The sequence below is a fragment of the Pseudoruegeria sp. HB172150 genome, assembly GCF_013184805.1.
In the GTDB taxonomy this organism is placed as follows: Bacteria; Pseudomonadota; Alphaproteobacteria; order Rhodobacterales; family Rhodobacteraceae; genus Psychromarinibacter.
Genome location: NZ_JAATNG010000001.1, coordinates 1,171,723 through 1,190,958, shown reverse-complemented (window position 1 = coordinate 1,190,958; position 19,236 = coordinate 1,171,723). Strand labels below are relative to the sequence as shown.

Sequence of the window (19,236 nt, the reverse complement as noted above, 5' to 3'; positions counted from 1 at the left end):
TGCGCCCATGAGTAAGACCGACGAACTGCGCGCCACGTTCTTCCAGGAATCGGAAGATCTTCTGGAACAGTTGACCGACGGACTCGACGAAATGTCCGGCGGCGAGGTCGATCCGGAGACGGTGAACTCCGTCTTCCGAGCAGTGCACTCAATCAAAGGTGGCGCCGGGGCATTCGCGCTGGATGCCGTGGTACGCTTCGCACACAGGTTCGAAAACGTTCTCGACGCACTACGCAACGGGGAACTGGCTCTGAACGGTAATGTGCTGGACGTGATGATGCGCAGTTCAGACCATCTGACCGTCCTTCTGGAAGCCGCCCGTGACGGCAGCGGTGATGAAGAGGATGCGGCGGGTGAGCCGTTGCTCGCCGAATTGCGCGCGCTCACTGGCGAAGAGGATGATACCCCGGCAGAGGTCGACGTCGACTTCACTCCAATGACATTGGCCCTGGACGAGTTCTCGGGGCCTGCAGCTTCGGAACTACGGTTTTCGGTCGACTTCCATCCAAACGACGAACTTTACAGGAGTGGCAACGAGGCCGTGTTCCTCCTGCGGGAGCTTTGCGCGCTGGGAGAGGCAGAGGTCGATTGCGACTTATCCGGCCTCCCGGAATTCGACTCTTTGGATCCGGAGCAAAGTGTTCTCAAATGGCACGTGGCACTGCAGACGGAAGCTTCGGAAACCGCATTGCGCGAGGTTTTTGAGTTCGTCGAAGGTCTTTGCGACCTGACGATCACCGAAACAGCTGGCGATGGAACAGCAGAGCTCCCACCGCTGCCGGACCTATCAGGGCAATCGGTAACCGAGACTACTGCGTCGGAAATGGAAGCGGTCGACGCGCCGGCACCGTCGGCCGCGGTTAACAGCTCAGCGCCGGCTCTTTCCGCTTCCCCTGCTGCTCCGGACAAAAAAGTCGCGGCTGATTCCGCTAAGGCCCAGCCCGTTGCCTCTACGATCCGTGTCGATCTGCACCGCATCGACCGGATGATCAATCTGGTGGGCGAGTTGGTGATCAACCAGGCCATGCTCACACAGGCCGTGAAGCGCGATGGTATTTCCCAGGGCAGCGATATCGATGTCGGCCTCGAGGAGCTTCGGACCCTTACCCGCCAGATCCAGGACAGCGTGATGGCGATACGTGCGCAGCCGGTCAAGGCACTGTTCCAACGGATGTCCCGGATTGCACGCGAGGCCGGAACGGACACGGGCAAGACCCTGCGCATGTTGACCGAAGGTGCATCGACCGAGATTGACAAGACTGTCATCGAAAAACTCGCGGATCCGCTGACCCACATGATCCGCAATGCGGTCGATCACGGGCTTGAGAATGCAGAGGACCGGATCTCCGTCGGCAAATCGCCCGAGGGAACGATCCGGCTGTCGGCGGCGCATCTCTCGGGCCGAGTGGTGATTGAGATTGCAGATGACGGTGCCGGCATCAATCGCGAAAAGGTCCGTAAGATCGCCGAGGAAAAGGGCTTGATCGCGCCTGATGCGCAGCTGACCGCGAACGACATAGACAACCTTATCTTTCAGCCAGGCTTTTCGACCGCAACGACGCTTACCGCGCTTTCGGGCCGGGGCGTCGGCATGGACGTGGTTAAAAAATCGATCCAGTCGCTTGGCGGTCGCGTCTCGATCGCGTCCGACCCGGGCAAAGGGAGTACCTTCTCGATCGTCCTGCCCCTGACCCTCGCGGTGCTGGACGGGATGGTGATCGAGGTCGGCGGCCAAACCGTCGTCGTTCCGATTTCGTCCATCGTCGAGACGATGCGTGTCCCCACCGACCAAGTATTCCAACTCGGCAAGAACAATGCCGTCGTTCGTATTCGCGGAAACTACGTCCCCATCGTCGATGTGGGCGCGGTCATGGGGTACCGTCCGCCCGTCGATATCACTGGCAGTCACGTCATCCTGCTGGTTGAAACCGCAGACGGGGTACGCGCCGCGCTGTTGATTGATCTGATCCACGATCAACGCCAGGTAGTAATCAAGGGGCTTGAAGAAAATTACGGCCAGGTACCCGGTGTGGCGGCAGCAACGATCCTCGGAGATGGCCGGATTGCCCTGATCCTTGATCCTTCGGCCATTGTCGGCAGTGGCGCCGGCGGTGGCGCGGTCCTTTCCACCCCAATTGCAGCGGAGTGACCAAATGTCAGAGATGAACGAAAACGATGCGGAAGACGTCAATGAACTGATCGCCTTCCGCATTGCCGAGCAGGACTTTTGCTTCAACATCATGTCCGTCCGTGAAATTCGTGGTTGGACGCCTGCCACAGTTATTCCACAGGCACCGCCCTATGTACGCGGTGTCATAAATCTGCGCGGCGCGGTAGTGCCCATCGTTGATCTGGCTGCGCGGCTAGGTTTGGAAGTGCCCGAGCCAAATGCGCGCAATGTCATCATCATTACCCAGATAGACGGTCCGATTGTCGGGCTCCTGGTGGATGCGGTATCTGACATTCTCAGCGCCACCGACAAGGAGGTTCAGCCGACACCGGACGTCGCCGGAACCGGTGCAGAGTTCCTGTCTGGAATCATCACCCGTGAGGATCGCATGATCAGGCTTCTCAACCTCGGGGCGATTCTGCCCGAAAAGACCGGTGCTGCTGCATGAATGAGCCTCTCGCTGCCAGCGTGATCCAAAACGCGTCGACAAAGTCGCGTGAGCTGTCGTTGGCCGAGTTCCATCGAATCGCTGACCTGTTGCTTCGTGAAGCCGGAATCGAACTGACAGAGAGCAAGCTTCCCTTGGTCCATTCGCGCCTTTCCGGCCGACTGCGTAGCCTCGGTCTAACAACTTACCGCGCATATTGTGATTTCATCGAGGGCATTGACGGAGAGACAGAGCGCTTGGAAATGCTGTCCGTTCTGACAACCAACGTCACCCGCTTTTTTCGCGAACCCCACCATTTCGATTATCTTCGACAGCACATGATCCCCGAATTGAGGATCACGCTACAGAGTGGAGGGAGCGTTCGAATTTGGTCCGCCGGCTGCGCATCCGGAGAGGAACCATATACACTGGCTCTGACTTTCCTACAGGAAATTCCTGATATCGCCCGATACGATTTTCGCATCCTAGCGAGCGATATCGATCCGGCCATTCTGCAACTGGCATCCGCAGGGACATACTCGTCCCGATCTCTGGCCCAAGTACCTCAAGACCAGAAGGACCGCTATTTTCGCCCCTGCACCGACGACCCCGATAGTTGGCAGGTCGGCTCGGAACTGCAGTCGCTGATTACGTTCCGGCGCCTGAACCTCATCGGTGAATGGCCATTCAAGCGAAAGTTCGATGTCATCATGTGCCGCAACGTTGTGATCTATTTTGGCGCCGAGACAAAAGCGGCTGTCTGGAAGAGGTTCGTTGAAAATCTTCATCCTGGCGGGTGGCTGATCACCGGACATTCTGAACGACTGACTGATTGCGCTGCAACCCTGACCGAACCGCTCTACACGACGACCTACCGCCGTCGTGAGGCGACCCCGAGGCCCAAGGAAGAACCGACATGTCATTGAGGGATAAACTGAAAATTCTCGTGGTCGACGATATGGCTGTAAGTCGCGGGCTTCTCACGCAGGCACTCGATCAACTCAACATCAAGAATTATGACTATGTGAGCAATGGGCAGGAAGCAATCCACTACTTGTCCAGAACGCCCGTTCACCTGGTAATCTCTGACTATAACATGCCACAAATGGACGGCCTGGGACTGTTGCGGGCAATTCGATCGACCGCGTCAACCGCGAAGACCGGTTTCATCATGGTAACCGGTTCGGAAGATGCCAGGGTCATCCAGCAAGGGGCACAGCTAGGTATGAACAATTTTCTGAAGAAGCCATTCACCGCTGCCAACCTTCGGGAATGCATCGAAAAAGTATTCGGCAGGCTTTGAATGACAGTGAATGACGACGACGTGCTGCCCGAGCCGATGCCGGTCACTGTCGACCGAAGCATATTTCTGAATCGTCTCTCTGAAGAGATTTCCGGGCTCGGCGCCATGTCCGCCGAACTGCAGGAGGCAATTCACAACCTGCCGTTGACCGGCAGCGATAGCCATACGCGGCAAGTCCTGCAATCAGCAGACATGCTGACGCAGAGCCTTGTCTGTCTTAGTGCCGCCGTCCACGGGTTGTCTGACCTTCCGGTGGCAACGCACGAGTACGACTTAACGCACGTACTTGACGGCGTTTTCCTGGAGGACATGCGAGATCGTTTGACCACTGGGCTAGAAGCCAGCTCTGGTCGCGACCGAGCACATCCTGGCAAGGTCGAGCTGTTCTGAGCCGTCCTAGCGTAAAGTCACATTCTATGTATTTTCGGATCAGGGCTAGGTTGGCCATTTTGCAGCACTACCAACCGACCCTTCTGACAATAATCCTTCTGGAGGGATGACGGGTGGAGCAAGAGAAGTGCATCCAACCAGGATCTTAAATATTTGAAAATCTGTTTCGACTAAAGAGGCGGTATGACTAGTCGCCTCACAAGAGCTGGCCGTCTCAATGCAGAGTGGAGTGTACACTTGAAAATCCTAGCCCTTTCTTCGGCCATCGTAATGCTGGCCGGCACGGCCGCAGCGGATGAGTTTCGCCCGGCTCTGGAAGCCTATCTCGAAGCTGAACTGCGCGGCTGGATCAATGATCCGGTACTTGTTGCAGCAATAAAAGAGCAAAACACGCGGACAATGGGCTTCAGTTCTGCCGACATCGATCAACTCGACCGTGAATGGCGTGACGGTCTCGCCAGCGGGTCATCCGACATCGTTGACGACGTATTGCGTAATCCAGCCGCCGATTTCTTGCGCTCACGTGTCGAAGAATCGGAAGGCGCCATCACCGAAGCATTCACGATGGATGCAATTGGTTTGAATGTATCGGCCAGTTCGGCGACCTCCGACTACTGGCAAGGAGATGAAGCCAAATTCCAAAAGACTTTTGGCCTCGGCGCTGGATCCGTCCACTACAGCGAAATCGAATTCGACGAGTCGAGCCAGACCTATCAGGGCCAAGTTTCCGTTGTCATCGTCGATCCGTCAAACAACGAAGCCATTGGCGCCATAACGATCGGCATTAACGCGGAATCGCTGCTTTAAGGCGTGTTGGATGAAACGGAAATACTGCGTGCCTGCATGATGCTCCTGCTACGAAGGTCACAGTGCAGAACCCCGCAGGATGTGCCCGAATAGAGCGTGCCATGTCAATTGAGCATCCAGAGTTCAGTCGGACCACGATCTACAGGTCAATTTTCTTCAAAAGCACCTTTATTGTCGCTCTTTGCACCGCCCTTGTAACCCTTTCTCTAGAGATTGCGTCATACTATTCCATTCGCGACTTTGCGGACAACGCGACACGAGCCCGAGGCGAAGAGGTCACTCGCTTGATCGGCCAGCAGGCCGGCGGTGCACTCCGTTTCGGAAAGACAGAGGCTCTGGAGGAACTGCTGGGTCGCAGCGCGGAAAGTGACGCCGTGAGCGGCGCAGCGGCGGTGAAACCGAATGGCGACCTGCTGACGTCTGTTGGCGCATTTGCCGAACTAAATGACATTGAAATGGCCCTGGTTCAGGAGACCCTCGCGACAGCCGGATTGCGGCAGGCCGAAGATGGATTTCTGATCGCGGCGCCTGCCGCCTTTGGCAACGGTGATGTTGCGGGCGTGATTCTCATCCGCTGGACCTCTGAACCGGCCCGCAGAGCAATGCTTGAGGAGCAAGGGCGTTCAGTTGTCATTGCGACCGCGATTTTTCTCGTGGCTTTAATCGGTGCCGCCTTTTTCCTTCGCGCTCAAGTCTCCAGACCGCTCATTCTCCTACAGGAGGCAATCGTCCGCATCGCCGGCAAGGCTTATGACACCCGAGTGCCCGGCGGCCGTCGAAATGACGAAGTCGGCCAGATTGCACGAACTGTCGAAACATTTCGCGACACATTGAGCGAGGCAGAAAATACCACGCGGGATGCTCAGTTCAAAAGCGCGGCCTTCGAGGAATCTCCGGCCCCGATGCTGATGACCGATACCGCGCTAAGGGTGCTTTATTCTAACGCGGCCTGCAGGGAGTTACTCGCAAAACACGCCGACTATTTTCGAGCGCGGGACGACGTGTTCGATGCTGAGTCTCTGGTGGGCAGATCCACCACAGATTTCATTGATCCAGAATACCTTTCGGCCGATATCGCTTCGGATCCTAACAGGCTGCCGAGGGAAACCGATCTGCGGATCGGCGCGAAACGTCTGAACCTCACGGTCAACGCGGTCCATGATGATGTTGGTGTCCAGATCGGCTGCGTTCTAGAATGGGCCGAAGTCACTGAAGCGCGCCTGAATGCGGCGATACTGAACGCATTGGATGCCGATCAGGTCCATTTAGAGTTCAGCGCGGATCGCAGACTGTCGCTGGCAAACCAGAACCTGCGAGACGCCCTTGAACTCAACAATGAAAATCTGCCGACCTTAATCTATCCGGACCTGGTCAAAGGCTATGTGGGCAATGGTGAGACCGAGCCCGTGGATTGGTCGGCACTGACGGATGGGGAACGCATCCACCGGCGGTTCCTTTTACAGGTTGAGGACGGCCCAAAGGTCATCGTGGAAGGTGCAATGTCCCAGGTACATGATTCCGGCGGACACCTTCTACGCGTTATTCTGATCGGCAATGACGTCACCCGTTCGCAGGAAGCACTAGAAGACGCCGAAAAAATTCGCGCAGAGATGACGGCGATGCAGGGGCGCGTGGTGTCGGCCGTGTCCGAAGCCCTCGATCAACTGGCGGATGGCGATCTCGCGTCGCGGATTTCGTATGACCTCGGAGAGGACTACGATAGGCTCCGCGTAAACTTCAACAATACTGTCAGCCAGTTGCACGGCACAATGGCGACGCTGATCGACAGCACCGCCAGGATCGGACGTGAAGCAGCAAGCATATCTTCCGGTGCCGATGATCTCTCTGAACGCACCGAGCGTCAGGCCGCGACGCTTGAAGAAACCGTCGCGGCTATCGGTGTACTGACCGCTTCAGTGCGCTCAGCCGCAAAAAGCGCAATGCATGCTAGCGAGATGGCAGGAGCTGCCCGCGACAATGCAGAACAGGGTGAAGCGGTTGCGAAGGACACTGTTTCAGCCATGGACCAGATAGCCAGAAGTTCCGAGGAAATATCGAAGATCATCAATGTGATCGAGGATATCGCCTTTCAAACGAACCTACTCGCACTGAATGCGGGTGTGGAAGCGGCGCGCGCGGGCGACTCGGGGCGCGGTTTTGCAGTTGTCGCTTCCGAAGTCCGTGCTTTGGCGCAGCGATCCTCCTCGGCGGCGCAAGAGATAAATACACTGATCTCGCAAAGTAGCCAACACGTCCACCGCGGTGTCGGGTTGGTCGATAACATGGGTGGCGCGCTTCGCGAAATCGTAGGTTCTGTTGCCGACATTTCGGCCCATGTCAGTGGCATCGCCGCCTCAGTGAAGGAACAATCCGGATCGCTGGACGAAATCAACATTGCGATGGGCGAACTCGATCGGGTGACCCAGCAGAATGCGGCCATGTTCCAGGAAACCACCGCTGCAAGCCACGCCCTTACCAGCGAGGCAACGGCCCTGGGCGAACTCACCGCTCGGTTCGGTCTCGGCGAGGCGAAATCTGCGAGGATCGGCGCCACTGAAAACACAACGCCTGAAGTGGAAACCACTACCGCAGCGACAGGTTAACCGCTCGTCCCTCCTGGTTTCGCCGTGCATCACCGCGCATACCAGTGGACACCCGCCGCCGGCAGGTCTTTTTCGCCGTAGCGTGCGGGTCCTGAACCGTAGTTGAAAACGAAGCGGTGAACGGAAGTGTCGCGGACGCGCACGCCTTCCGGCATATTTTCCGTCGCCACACCAGCACGATCACAAAGACGCTGCAGGATCCGAGCCAACGCACTCTCGTCCGGCCAACCGGGAAGGTAATGCAGACCGCCCACCCGCAGCATTGCGGGACGACCATCCGCAGTCACTTCCACCACGTCTGCGGCACCTTCCATAAGCTCGAACCAGCGGACGAACGCGCCACCCGCAGCCAGGCCGACAGATGCCCCCGGGGACAGGCTTTCCACACCTGTCACGACGGCATCAAGACCGGCCAGATTTGGCGGCAAAGGGACAGGAATCTCTATTTCCTCGGTCTTAGCGTTACTTCGTGGACCTACCAGCGCGACGCCGTCGAACCGTTCCAGCTGCTCAAGGAGATCCCCGGGCATCGTTGCAAGACCAGGCACCAGAACCAGCTTGTATGCGGACAGATCGCATGCATCCGCTGGAAGGATATCGATGGACAGCCCGAGCTTTCGAAGCCCCCTGTACATCGCAAACACAAGGTCGAAATAGTTGAAGTCCTGCCCTTGAGGCTGAATATCCCAGGCCCACGCCGCGGCATAGTCGAAGATCAACGCAACCGGTGCGGTCGTAATGTCGGTTTCCGGCAAGGCTTCCAGTTCTTCTGCAACCTGAACCGCCTCTGCCAGTGCCGGCGCCGGTGCGCCGTCGGGGCGCAAAAGCCCGGCATGCATCTGCTCTTGCGCAAAGGGTACCTGACGCCAGCGGAAGTAACAGACGGCCTCGGCGCCGTGGGCAAAAGCTTCCCAGGCCCACAGCCGTACCATTCCGTCCAGTGGCGCCGGGTTCCACGGCGCCCAGTTCACCGGCCCTGGTTGCTGCTCCATGACCCACCAACGCCCCCGCCCGACCGCCCGGTAGAGATCATGATGAAACGCCTGATTGTCCGGATCGCCCTGGCGCATGTAGCGCAGTTTGTGAAGTTCCGTCGCGCCCAACCGATCCGAAAGAAAGCCCAGAGGATAGCTGTCCCAACTGGCGATATCGAGATCGGCACCAACGTCGAAATGGTCGAAATCGAGGTAGCGCCCCATGTAATTGTGGATGATCGGCGCGTCGGTATGCCGGCGCAGAACGTCCACCTGTACCCTGTTGAACCGCACCACCTGGTCCGAACTGAAACGGCGAAATGCCATCGCGTGGGCCGGATTTGCCTCGGTAACGGTCAGGTTCGGCAGGCCGACCTGCGAGAAATCGGCATATTCCATCGACCAGAACACGTTGCCCCAAGCCCGGTTCAGCGCCTCCGGCGACTGATAGCGTTGCGCACACCAGTCGCGAAACGCCTTCTCCGCAGCCTTCGAATAGGACAGGACCGTGTCGTGACAGCCATATTCGTTGTCGGTTTGCCAGGCCTGGACATACGGGTTCCGCCCGTAGCGCTCCGCGAGAAGCGTCACGATACGCCGGCATTCCTTCATATAGCCCTCGTGGCTGAAGCAATAATGCCGACGCGAGCCGAAACCACGCGGACGCCCTTCTGCATCAAGCGCCAGCATGTCCGGATGCTTGTCCAGCATCCAGCGCGGCGGTGTGGCGGTTGGCGTACCAAGAACCACCTTCAGCCCCGCCTCTCCCAGCACATCGATGGCGCGGTCCAGCCAGTCGAACTCAAGCCGTTCGGGTACCGGCTCCAGCCTGGACCATGCAAACTCCCCGATGCGGACCCAGGTCAGACCGGTTTCCGCCATCCGTCGCGCGTCGTCGGGCCAATTCTCTTCTGGCCAGTGCTCCGGATAATAGCAGACGCCAAGCGCACGCCGTGTCATCGGTGGCTCCCTTTCAGGATCACAGCCTCTCGCCCTCCAGCACCCAGATACTCGCAGGGAAGCTCCATGGAAGCGACAGCCCCTGTGCCATCAGGTAGGCGCCGCTTAAAGCTACCGGACTGGATTTCAGCGCGGGGATACCGCGAGACAGCCCGACAGCATCTGACCGGTTTCGAAGGCTGACATGATACCGCGCATCGGGGTCGAGCCCAGTCAGGCGCAACGGACGCGGCGCAATCTGCAAAGACGTTCCGTCCTTTCCAGCAAATACCACGAAACGGCCGCCATTCCGCGCAATCTGCAATTCGGCCGTCACCGAAGGATCGGCACTGTCCAGCCGCAGGATATCGGCTCGCATCATCCAGTCGCGATTTGCCTTCCACCAGGCCGTGACATCGCGCAGCACACTCGCCTCTTCTTCGGTCAGTTCGCGCGGGTCCATCTCGAACCCCATGTGGCGCTGCGCAGCGATCCAGGCGCGCAGGCGAATATCCAGAACGCGGCCGCTGGTGTGGCACCTGCGCGGACCGACATGGCTGCCGGTGACAGCGGCGGGCAGGAATAGCGCGGCATCGTGCTGGATCCGAAGCCGTTCGAGCGCGTCGTTGGAATCCGACAGCCAAACACGGTGCGTCCGCGAAAGGATCCCGAAATCGATGCGTCCGCCGCCGGACGCGCAGCTTTCGAACTCAACCGCCGGGAAAGCTTCCCGCAGCCTGTCGAACAGGTCGTACGTCCCCCGCGTTTGCGCCGCGTCCGGCATCGGCAACACGCGGTTGTGGTCCCATTTGACATAATCGACAGGATACTCGCCCAGTACGGCCGCGATCCGGTCGAACAGATAGTCCCGCACCTCTGACAGCGCCATGTTCAGCACCACCTGCTGGCGGCCCGGGATCTGATCCGTCGGCCCAAGCACCCAATCCGGATGCGCGCGATACAATTCGCTGTCGGGGTTCACCATTTCCGGTTCGAACCAGATCCCGAACGTCATGCCCAGCGTCTGAATGTGGTCGGTCAGTGGCGTCAGGCCCTCCGGCCATTTGCGCCGGTCAACTGTCCAGTCGCCAAGCGAACTGGTATCGTCATCACGCCTCCCAAACCAGCCATCGTCCAGAACGAACCGCTCGGCCCCCATTTCCGCTGCTTTCGAGGCAATCTCTTTCAAAATTCGAACATCGTGATCGAAATAGACCGCTTCCCAGCAGTTGTAATGTACCGGACGGGGCCGCCGGGCATCGGGCCAGGAAACGATCCGGTCGCGCAAATGCCGCTGAAACGCAACGCCACAGCCATTCAGGCCGGTATTGGAATAGATCAGATACAGCGGTGCCGTTTCACACGTGGTCGCTGCGTCCAATTCGGTGCCGGAGGCATGCCCGAACTGAACCTGGCGGCGTCCGTCCGGCAACTCCTCGGCCACCATCCTATGACCGCCCGACCAGCCATATTGATAGCCCCAAGCCTCTCCATGCATGTTCGTCGTGCCATGCCCCAACACCAGCAGACCGGGGAAATGTTCATGCCCGGTCCGTCCCGTCCGGCTTTCCCGCATGTGGATACCCGGCGTCCAGCCCATACGGTTCAACTGAAACTCGCCGCACCACCTGCCCGAGACGTCGATCATCCCGTCCGACAGTTGCGGCGCGGGAATGACCGGCGCTGCCAGCCAGTGAAGTCGGATTGGCGCGTCCGAAGAAATCTGCGCGCTGACGGTAATCACGTGCGTCACATCGTCGATCGCGAACCGGCCGGAATAACGCAGGCCAAGTGCCGCATCGGTATAGTGTAGCACCAGCGCCCCGTCGCTCTCCTCCGCCGCTTCGTACAGCAGCTTCGGTACAAGCGGCGCGCCTGCCTCGTCCGCCAGCACCAGCCCCGACTGTCCGGGAAAGCTGCGAATAGCTTCCGGACTGATCGAAAGCGGCGGATGCTCGTCCAGCATGCCGCCGGTCACATCCTGAATGGCCGCTTCCGCCAGATCCGCCGCCTCATCCGCCACAGGCGGCCCCCAGTACACGACCTCCGGCAGAGCGTCACCCCGCGCCGCCAGCACCAGCGACTGCCGGGCGTCGTCGAGCCGCCAGGACCGGATCCCCTGCCCGCTCATCGCGCTACTTCACCGCGCCGAGGGTCAGGCCGGCGATGAAATGGCGCTGCATCGCGAAGAACATCAGCACCGGCGGCATCGCCGCGACGATGGAGCCCGCCGAAACCAGATGCCACGACGCGATCCACTGTCCATTCAGGGAGTACAGGCCCGCCGTCACCGGCTGTGTTGTCGCCGACGTCGTCAGCACTGTCGCCCAGAAGTAATCGTTCCAGATGAAGGTGAAGACCAGCACCGACAGCGCCGCGATGGCTGGCCTCATCAGCGGCAGTACGATAAACCAGAAGATCCGCCATTCCGCCACGCCTTCGACCCGCGCTGCCTCGATCAGTTCGCGCGGCAGCGCGCGGATGAAGTTCCGCATGAAGAGCGTGCAAAATCCCGACTGAAAGGCGACATGGAACAGCACCAGTCCGCTGACCTTGTTGTACAGCCCAAGGCTGACAGTCAGGTCGCGCACCGGGACCATCAGGATCTGGAACGGCACGAAGTTCCCGGCCACGAACATGAAGAAAATCAGCAGGTTGCTCCGGAACCGGTACACCCCCAACGCAAAGCCCGTCATGCAGGACAGTGCCACGGCACCGATCACCGTAGGGATCGTCACCTTGAACGAATTCAGGATGTACTGGCCAATCGGCGAATTCTGGAACACCTCGGCGTAGTTCGAAAACGCGATGGCAGAGGGCCAGCCGAAATAGTTCCCGGCCGCCAGATCGCTCGACGGCCGGAGCGACGTCATCGCCACGCCAAGAAGCGGCAGAAGCCAGATGAACAGGACGATCGGCAGGGCGATCTGATACCCGATGCGCGCAGCCGAGCTGCGGTCCTGAACCGGACGGGGAAACATCAATACCCCTCCTTCTCGTCGCGGATCATCTTCCAGATGAAGCCGGAAATGAACACCATCATGATCAGGAACAGGATCACCGCGATGGCCGCGCCATAACCCATGCGGTAGCCGTATTCGGACAGCGCCTGCTCGTACATGTAGAAGCTGAGCACGCGGGACGACCCGAACGGCCCGCCGTCGGTCATGATGGACACCAGATCGAAGGACCTGAGCGCCCCGATCACTGTGACCACGACTGCCAGGAAGGTCGCAGGACGAAGCTGCGGCAGGATCACATACCACAGCATTTTCAGGCCCTTCGCCCCGTCCAGCCGCGCCGCCTCTATCTGGTCGGGCGAGACGTTGTTCAATCCGGTCAGGTACAGGATCATGCAATAGGCGATCTGCGGCCAAAGCCCTGCGACGATGATGCCGTAGGTCACCAGGTCCGGGTCGGCCAGAACGGCAACGCCGGTGCCGGTCAACCATTCAACCAGCTTGTAGAACAGTCCGAACCCCGGTGCGTAGAACCATGAGAACATCAGACCGACGACGACCTGACTGATCACGAAAGGAAAGAAGAACAGTGACTTGTAGATACGAATACCGATGACCGCCTGGTTGAGGAACACCGCGATCGCCAGCCCTGCGGGCACCGCCAGCAGGTACAGCACCAGCCAGATCACGTTGTTCTTCAGAGACGTGTAGAAGGCATCGTCGTCGAACAGTTCGACATAGTTGCCCCAGCCCAGCCAGGTCTTCTCTCCCAGCCCGTCCCAGTCATAGAACGACAACCAGAACGACTGAAAAATCGGCAGGATGACGTAGATCACGAACATGACGATGCCGGGGGCCAGGAACAGCCAGGGCGTCAGGCTCTGCTGGTTCCGTCGCCACCAGGATCTGGTCCGTGGATTGGTGTCGGGAAGCACTGCGGTTGTCATGGCACGCGGTCTCGCATGTCGAAACGGGGCACGGCGACCCGCGAAAGCGGGCCGCCGCAGTCAGTTTACTTGTAGATCCGGCCGCGGGCCTTCTCGAGCCGCTCTAGAATGTTATCGAGCTGCTCCGGCTGCACCATGAACTGCTGGAAGCCTTCCATCCCGACCTTCGCCATTTCCGCCGGCGCATCACGGTCGAAGAACTGGGCAATGCCCCCCGGTGTCGTCGAAAGAAGCTCGAACCCGGCCTCGATGAACGGATCGTCGGCGACGGACGAGTCCTTGTTGATCGGCAACTGGCCCAGCGCCTCGTTTACCTTGGTCTGCGCGTCGGCCGTGGCGAGGTAGGCGAGGAATGTCTTCGCATCCTCGACATTCTTCGCACCAGCCGGGATATGCACCGTGTCGGTCGGCGCCTCTTCCGCGCGAGCCACGTCGGGATTGATCGTCGGGAACGGCATGAAGCCCAGCGTGTTGTCGGTCATGCCACCGTCCTTGAACACCGCCACGGCAAAGTTGCCCATGATATAGTTCGCGGCCTTGCCCTGGATCAGCAGCGACGCGGCATCCTGCCAGTCGAGCGCGGCATGGTTTTCGGTGATATAACCCGGCTCAACCAGTTCCATCCAGTTTGCGAAGACTTCGCGGACCCGGTCGTCGGTCCATTCCACCTCGCCATTGGTCAGCGCCATGTGAAAGTCGTAACCGTTGGTGCGCAGATCGAGATAGTCGAAAATGCCGGCTCCGGGCCACAGGGCTTTCGTCCCGGTGGTGACGCAGTCGATGCCGGCTTCCTTGAACTTGGCGCAGTTCTCGATGAACTGCTCCCAGGTTTCCGGCACCTCGGCGCCGACCTCGTCGTAGACTTCTTTGTTATAGTAGATGCCCCACTGGTAGTAAGTGTAGGGCACACCCCACTGCTTGCCGTCGATCGTCATCGACGCTTCGGCAGATCCCAGCGCTTCCGACAGGTTATTGTCTGCCCAGACATCCGAGACGTCTTGGAATTGCCCCGATTCCACAAAGGGCGCCATCCGGTTCCCCGCATACCAGTTTGCCAGGTCCGGCGCATCGGCGGTCAGGAAGTTACGGATCGCAGTCTTGTAACCTTCGTGGTCGAAGTTCTGCAGCACGACATCGATGTCGGGATTGGCCGCCTCAAAATCCGCGATGATCGCCTCGAAGGCCGCAAGCGGCGCCGGGTCGAAGTCGGCGTAGTAGGTCAGCGTGCGTTTGTCCTGCGCCAGCGACGCCCCGCCGGCCACGGCAAAGATCGCAAGCGCCGCGACGGACGCTTTTCTGATGGAACGCATGGTCTCCTCCCTATTTGTTCCAGTATGTGAAACTTAGTTTTGTATATTGAAAAAGATTTCATGAGTCGGTAATTCTGTCAACACGTTTCCACGGTGGGTTGTGTGAGTTCCGTGGGCAGGGAGGAATAGATGGCCGCGAAGGAAGCCAGCGACGAGAATGGCGCGGCGCCAAAGGGCGACGGCAGCGTCGCCAAGGCCTGTGATATTCTGGATCATGTAGCCCGGTTTGGCCGCCCGGTCCGGTATTCCGAGATCCTCGCAGAGTCCCCCTACCCCAAGGCCACGCTTTACCGGTTCCTGCAATCTCTGACGCGTCAGGGCATGCTGCGCTTCGACCCGGATATGCAGGCCTACACTCCTGGCCTGCGCCTCGTGCGGCTAGCACACGCAGCGTGGGAGCAGACATCGCTCGCGCCGCTCGCGCGGCCCTACGTCGACCGGCTCGCGCAACTTGTAGGTGAAACAGTGCACCTTGCGCAGCTCGACAACGGGCAGGTCCTCTATGTCGACAAGCGCAACGCCAACCGTCCCATCGAGATGTTCTCGGCAGCCGGCAAGGTCGGACCCGCCTATTGCACGGGCGTCGGCAAGGCGATGCTCGCCTATCTGGCAGAGGACGAACAGGCAGTTGCGCTGTCGCAGCAATCCTTCCACCGCTACACCGAACACACCCTGCCGGACGCCACTGCCCTGCGCAAAGAACTCGGGCAGATCCGTGCACGCGGCTATGCCTTCGACAACGAGGAACACGAACCGGGGATCATATGCATAGCGATGCCGATCCTGACACGCTCGGGCAAGGTCCTGGGCGCGTTGTCGGTCACCAGCTCAACGAACCGGACCGATCTGGGCGCACTGGAACAACTGGCACCAGTCATGCGGCCGGCCGCGGCGGACATCGCAGCGGATGCACAGCACTGGCGCTTCCCGGATCGCTCCGAAGGTTATTCAAGACGGGAGGCTTGAACACATGTCGGGAGTCACGCTGGAAGGCGCGATAAAGCGCTATGGCGAAACCCAGGTCATCCACGGGATCGACCTGGAGATCGAGGACGGTGAATTCTGCGTCTTTGTCGGTCCATCCGGCTGTGGCAAGTCGACACTTCTGCGCATGGTGGCCGGTCTGGAGAAGACAAGCGCCGGCACCATCCGCATCGGCGGCCGCGACGTGACCCACGATGATCCCGCCGAACGGGGCGTGGCGATGGTGTTCCAGACTTACGCCCTTTACCCGCACATGACGGTCGAGGAAAACATGGGTTTCGGCCTGAAAATGACCGGCCACCCCAAAGCCGAGATCAAGGAAAAGGTCACCGAGGCAAGCCGCATCCTCAAGCTCGACGACTACCTGAAGCGCAAGCCCAAGGCGCTGTCCGGAGGTCAGCGCCAGCGCGTTGCCATCGGCCGTGCCATCGTGCGCGGTCCCGAGGTTTTCCTGTTCGACGAACCGCTCTCGAACCTCGACGCAGAACTCCGCGTCGACATGCGTGTGGAAATCGCCCGTCTTCACAAAGAGATCGGTGCAACGATGATCTATGTCACCCACGATCAGGTCGAGGCGATGACGCTGGCCGACAAGATCGTCGTTCTGCGAACTGGACGGATCGAGCAGGTCGGTGCCTCCCTCGACCTCTACCGCGACCCGGACAACAAGTTCGTCGCAGGTTTTATTGGCTCCCCCTCGATGAACTTCTTCAAGGGCACGGTCGAGGATGGCAGCGTTCGCGTCGCGGGTCTGGGCGACGCCCTGATCCCGGCGGACGTGTCCTTGCCGGCCCCCGGTCAGACCGTCACGGTCGGCCTTCGCCCGAACCACCTGTCGATTGACCCGGACGGCGAGACCCACTCCGTCGACCTTACGGAGTCATTGGGCGGGGTCTCCTACATCTACCTCTTCGCGCCGAACGGCGACCGCCTGATCGCCGAAGTGCAAGAGGACGAACCGGCGCCAAAAGATGGCAAGGTCGGACTACGGTTCTCCCCGAACCACGCCTACTTCTTCGATGCCGGCAGCGAACAGCGCCTGCGCTGAACCTAACGCTCCGCCGCCTCGATCACCTCCCAGGCGCGCACCGAGAAACGCCGCGCAAGTGGCGCGAAGCGCATCGCCTGCGGGTCCGCAGCATTCCCGGCTCGTGCCCGATCGGCGATACCGACGAAGATCACTGCGAAGCGGAACAGCGAGAACGCAAGGTGAAACGCGGACGGCGGCGGCATGTCCGGCAAAATACTCCGATACCGCGTAACGAACTCCGCTTCCTCCGGAATGCCCAGCGCGGCAATATCCTCGCCGAGGATGCCTCCATACTCATCCGGTGAGCTGTGCCAGGGCAGACAGCAAAATGATAGGTCCGCCAACGGGTGGCCCAAAGTCGCGAGTTCCCAGTCCAGAACCGCGACAACATGCGGCTCGGTTGGATGAAACATCAAATTCCCGACGCGATAATCTCCGTGAACAACGGACACCCTCCCATCGTCTGCCGGAATCCGTGCGGTCAGCCATTCGCCCAGTTCTGCAAGCCCCGGAATCGCCTCGCCTGTCGACGCCTCCAGTGCCCGGCTCCACCGGCTGATCTGGCGCGCAAAATAGTCTCCGGGTTTCCCGAAATCCACCAGCCCTACCGCCGCCGGATCCCCCGCGTGCAGCCGCGCCAGCGTCTCGGCAATCGAACCATACATCGCGCGCCGCTCCTCCGGCGCCGCACCGGGCATCGACGCATTCTCGAACACGCGGCCGTGCACCTCTTCCATCAGGTAGAAGGGCGTGCCGAGCGGGTCCGGATCGTCATGATACAACAGCACCTCGGGTACCGGCACGTCTGTCTCGGCAAGCGCCTTCAGCACCCGGAATTCCCTGTCGATCGCATGCGCCCCGCGCAGCAGCTCTCCCGGAGGTTGCTTGCGCAGGATCATCCGCGTGCTCCCATGTCGCACGCGATAGGTCGGGTTCGACTGACCGCCGCCGATACGCGACACCTGCAGATCCTCGGATCGTCCAAACCATCCGTTCAGAAGTTCACCAAGCGCACCCGGTTCGATTTCCCCGCTTTCGGCGCTGCTCACTCTCGCCTCCGGTCAATCCGCATCGCCAGCGACATCCCAGCTCCAGAAACCACGCCCCTGCTCCGTCAAATGCCGGTTCAGCAGCATCTTGTGCACCTCGTCTGCGCCATCGACCAGCCGCGCCTGTCGAGCGTAACGATAGATCCATTCGAGCGGGGTATCCTGCGAATAGCCTCGCGCTCCGTTGATCTGGATCGCTGTGTCAGCGGCGGCATGCAGCAGGTTGGCCACATGGATCTTCGCCATCGACACCTCCTTTTGCGCATAACCGCCGCGGTCGATCTCCCAGGCTGCCTTCATCACCAGCAGCCGCCCGATCTCGATCCGCATCGCCAGATCGCCCAGCATCACCTGCACGCTCTCGCGGTCGGCGAGCCTGACCCCGAAGCCCTCGCGATGCGCCGAATATTCCGTCGCAATTTCCACGCAGCGCTTAGCCAGCCCCAGCCAGCGCATGCAATGGGTCAGCCGCGCCGTCCCCAGTCGGGTCTGCACCACCTTCAACCCGCGCCCCTCCTCCAGCAGCACATTTTCCTTCGGGATCCGCAGCCCGTCGAACCGCAACTCGCAATGCCCGCCATGCTCCTCCGGTCCCATGATCGGGATGCGCCGCACAATCTCCCAGCCGGGATCGTCCCGGTGGAACAGAAAGGCGGTGTGCCCGCGCCTCGCATCGTCGCTGGTACGAGCTAGCAGGATGAAAACCTCCGCACCCTCTGCCCCGGTGATGAACCACTTGTGCCCGGAGACAATCCAGTCACCGCCGTCCCGCACCGCCCGCGTCTGCATCATTCCCGGGTCCGACCCGCCGCCCGGATGCGGTTCTGTCATCGCAAAGGCCGACCGCGACTTTCCGTCGACCAGAGGCGCCAGGAACCGCGCCTTCTGCGTGTCTGTCCCCAAGGACTCCAGTACCATCATGTTGCCGTCATCTGGCGCCGCCGAATTGAAAACGACCGGGCCAAAGATCGAACGGTTCATCTCTTCATAGACGACCGCCATTCCGGTCTTGCCCAGCCCGCCACCGCCGGTCTCGCGGCGCAGCTGCAGGCACCAGAGCCCTTCTGCGCGCGCCTCGCCACGCAGCGCCTGCAACGGCGCACCGGCGATGTTCCCGTGACTGTCATAGGCAGCACGATCGGATTCGACGGGAAGGATGCGATCCTCCATGAACCGCGCGATCCGCATACGCAGACCCTCGACTTCCGGCGATATGGTGAAATCCATCGCTACGCTCCCGGCCTGGCCCGATGCGGCAGGTACGGCATGCTGTCATCCTCCCCCGGCACGCTCCGGTGCCATTGTCTTGAATGGACTATCGACAGCCGAACAGGGCCGGTCAA

16 protein-coding genes are annotated in these 19,236 nt (G+C 60.1%); 9 read left to right on the top strand and 7 right to left on the bottom strand.

Going from position 1 to position 19,236, the window contains the following annotated elements:
* Positions 1–7: 7 nt before the first annotated feature.
* The 7 genes from HCO70_RS05750 to HCO70_RS05720 all read left to right on the top strand — a co-directional run bounded on the left by HCO70_RS05750 (position 8) and on the right by HCO70_RS05720 (position 7,700).
* Positions 8–2,149, top strand: a complete 2,142-nt coding sequence (locus HCO70_RS05750) for a chemotaxis protein CheA (protein ID WP_172293913.1) — start codon at positions 8–10, stop codon at positions 2,147–2,149.
* A gap of 4 nt (positions 2,150–2,153) precedes the next feature.
* Positions 2,154–2,618 carry a chemotaxis protein CheW gene (locus HCO70_RS05745; RefSeq protein ID WP_172293911.1) on the top strand — a complete coding sequence of 155 codons (465 nt, stop codon included), beginning with the start codon at positions 2,154–2,156 and terminating at the stop codon, positions 2,616–2,618.
* Entirely contained in the window at positions 2,615–3,523 is a 909-nt protein-coding gene (locus HCO70_RS05740) for a protein-glutamate O-methyltransferase CheR (protein ID WP_172293909.1), read from the top strand. The genes HCO70_RS05745 and HCO70_RS05740 overlap by 4 nt, the downstream gene beginning before the upstream one ends.
* Positions 3,514–3,900, top strand: coding sequence for a response regulator (locus HCO70_RS05735; protein ID WP_172293907.1), 387 nt, complete (start codon positions 3,514–3,516; stop codon positions 3,898–3,900). The genes HCO70_RS05740 and HCO70_RS05735 overlap by 10 nt, the downstream gene beginning before the upstream one ends.
* Positions 3,901–4,290 carry a hypothetical protein gene (locus HCO70_RS05730; RefSeq protein WP_172293905.1) on the top strand — a complete coding sequence of 130 codons (390 nt, stop codon included), beginning with the start codon at positions 3,901–3,903 and terminating at the stop codon, positions 4,288–4,290.
* 237 nt (positions 4,291–4,527) lie between these two features.
* Positions 4,528–5,097, top strand: a complete 570-nt coding sequence (locus HCO70_RS05725) for a hypothetical protein (RefSeq protein ID WP_253913122.1) — start codon at positions 4,528–4,530, stop codon at positions 5,095–5,097.
* Between the two features lie 101 nt (positions 5,098–5,198).
* Positions 5,199–7,700: a methyl-accepting chemotaxis protein gene (locus tag HCO70_RS05720; RefSeq protein WP_172293903.1), complete on the top strand. Its 2,502-nt coding sequence runs from the start codon at positions 5,199–5,201 to the stop codon at positions 7,698–7,700.
* 29 nt (positions 7,701–7,729) lie between these two features.
* Here the strand turns inward: HCO70_RS05720 and HCO70_RS05715 are convergent, their stop codons facing one another.
* From HCO70_RS05715 to HCO70_RS05695, 5 genes are all read right to left on the bottom strand, one after another.
* Positions 7,730–9,634 carry a beta-galactosidase gene (locus HCO70_RS05715; RefSeq protein WP_172293901.1) on the bottom strand — a complete coding sequence of 635 codons (1,905 nt, stop codon included), beginning with the start codon at positions 9,632–9,634 and terminating at the stop codon, positions 7,730–7,732.
* A 19-nt stretch (positions 9,635–9,653) separates the two neighbouring features.
* Positions 9,654–11,744, bottom strand: coding sequence for an alpha-galactosidase (locus HCO70_RS05710; protein ID WP_172293899.1), 2,091 nt, complete (start codon positions 11,742–11,744; stop codon positions 9,654–9,656).
* 4 nt (positions 11,745–11,748) lie between these two features.
* Complete coding sequence (locus HCO70_RS05705) at positions 11,749–12,594, bottom strand: carbohydrate ABC transporter permease (protein WP_172293897.1); 846 nt, start codon at positions 12,592–12,594, stop codon at positions 11,749–11,751.
* The gene (locus HCO70_RS05700; protein WP_172293895.1) at positions 12,594–13,520 is read right to left on the bottom strand and encodes a carbohydrate ABC transporter permease; all 927 of its coding nucleotides are present in this window, start codon (positions 13,518–13,520) and stop codon (positions 12,594–12,596) included. The genes HCO70_RS05705 and HCO70_RS05700 overlap by 1 nt, the downstream gene beginning before the upstream one ends.
* 65 nt (positions 13,521–13,585) lie before the next feature.
* Positions 13,586–14,830, bottom strand: a complete 1,245-nt coding sequence (locus HCO70_RS05695) for an ABC transporter substrate-binding protein (protein ID WP_172293893.1) — start codon at positions 14,828–14,830, stop codon at positions 13,586–13,588.
* A 129-nt stretch (positions 14,831–14,959) separates the two neighbouring features.
* On the opposite strand from HCO70_RS05695, the gene HCO70_RS05690 reads away from it, so the two are divergent.
* The gene (locus HCO70_RS05690) at positions 14,960–15,796 is read left to right on the top strand and encodes an IclR family transcriptional regulator (RefSeq protein WP_172293891.1); all 837 of its coding nucleotides are present in this window, start codon (positions 14,960–14,962) and stop codon (positions 15,794–15,796) included.
* 4 nt (positions 15,797–15,800) lie between these two features.
* Positions 15,801–16,862 (top strand): ABC transporter ATP-binding protein, encoded by a 1,062-nt coding sequence (locus HCO70_RS05685; RefSeq protein ID WP_172293889.1) that lies wholly within the window; start codon positions 15,801–15,803, stop codon positions 16,860–16,862.
* A 2-nt stretch (positions 16,863–16,864) separates the two neighbouring features.
* On the opposite strand, the gene HCO70_RS05680 is transcribed toward HCO70_RS05685, so the two are convergent.
* Together HCO70_RS05680 and HCO70_RS05675 are read right to left on the bottom strand one after the other, a co-directional pair.
* The gene (locus tag HCO70_RS05680; RefSeq protein WP_172293887.1) at positions 16,865–17,893 is read right to left on the bottom strand and encodes a phosphotransferase; all 1,029 of its coding nucleotides are present in this window, start codon (positions 17,891–17,893) and stop codon (positions 16,865–16,867) included.
* A 12-nt stretch (positions 17,894–17,905) separates the two neighbouring features.
* Complete coding sequence (locus tag HCO70_RS05675) at positions 17,906–19,120, bottom strand: acyl-CoA dehydrogenase family protein (RefSeq protein ID WP_172293885.1); 1,215 nt, start codon at positions 19,118–19,120, stop codon at positions 17,906–17,908.
* Positions 19,121–19,236: the final 116 nt, after the last annotated feature.

Excerpts from the sequence above, each read along its gene's own strand:
- HCO70_RS05720 (WP_172293903.1), top strand. The coding sequence starts at position 5,199 with ATGTCAATTGAGCATCCAGAGTTCAGTCGGACCACGATCTACAGGTCA.
- HCO70_RS05685 (WP_172293889.1), top strand. The coding sequence starts at position 15,801 with ATGTCGGGAGTCACGCTGGAAGGCGCGATAAAGCGCTATGGCGAAACC.
- HCO70_RS05705 (WP_172293897.1), bottom strand. The coding sequence starts at position 12,594 with ATGTTTCCCCGTCCGGTTCAGGACCGCAGCTCGGCTGCGCGCATCGGG.
- HCO70_RS05700 (WP_172293895.1), bottom strand. The coding sequence starts at position 13,520 with ATGACAACCGCAGTGCTTCCCGACACCAATCCACGGACCAGATCCTGG.
- HCO70_RS05745 (WP_172293911.1), top strand. The coding sequence starts at position 2,154 with ATGTCAGAGATGAACGAAAACGATGCGGAAGACGTCAATGAACTGATC.
- HCO70_RS05730 (WP_172293905.1), top strand. The coding sequence starts at position 3,901 with ATGACAGTGAATGACGACGACGTGCTGCCCGAGCCGATGCCGGTCACT.
- HCO70_RS05710 (WP_172293899.1), bottom strand. The coding sequence starts at position 11,744 with ATGAGCGGGCAGGGGATCCGGTCCTGGCGGCTCGACGACGCCCGGCAG.
- HCO70_RS05740 (WP_172293909.1), top strand. The coding sequence starts at position 2,615 with ATGAATGAGCCTCTCGCTGCCAGCGTGATCCAAAACGCGTCGACAAAG.
- HCO70_RS05715 (WP_172293901.1), bottom strand. The coding sequence starts at position 9,634 with ATGACACGGCGTGCGCTTGGCGTCTGCTATTATCCGGAGCACTGGCCA.
- HCO70_RS05695 (WP_172293893.1), bottom strand. The coding sequence starts at position 14,830 with ATGCGTTCCATCAGAAAAGCGTCCGTCGCGGCGCTTGCGATCTTTGCC.
- HCO70_RS05750 (WP_172293913.1), top strand. The coding sequence starts at position 8 with ATGAGTAAGACCGACGAACTGCGCGCCACGTTCTTCCAGGAATCGGAA.
- HCO70_RS05690 (WP_172293891.1), top strand. The coding sequence starts at position 14,960 with ATGGCCGCGAAGGAAGCCAGCGACGAGAATGGCGCGGCGCCAAAGGGC.
- HCO70_RS05735 (WP_172293907.1), top strand. The coding sequence starts at position 3,514 with ATGTCATTGAGGGATAAACTGAAAATTCTCGTGGTCGACGATATGGCT.
- HCO70_RS05675 (WP_172293885.1), bottom strand. The coding sequence starts at position 19,120 with ATGGATTTCACCATATCGCCGGAAGTCGAGGGTCTGCGTATGCGGATC.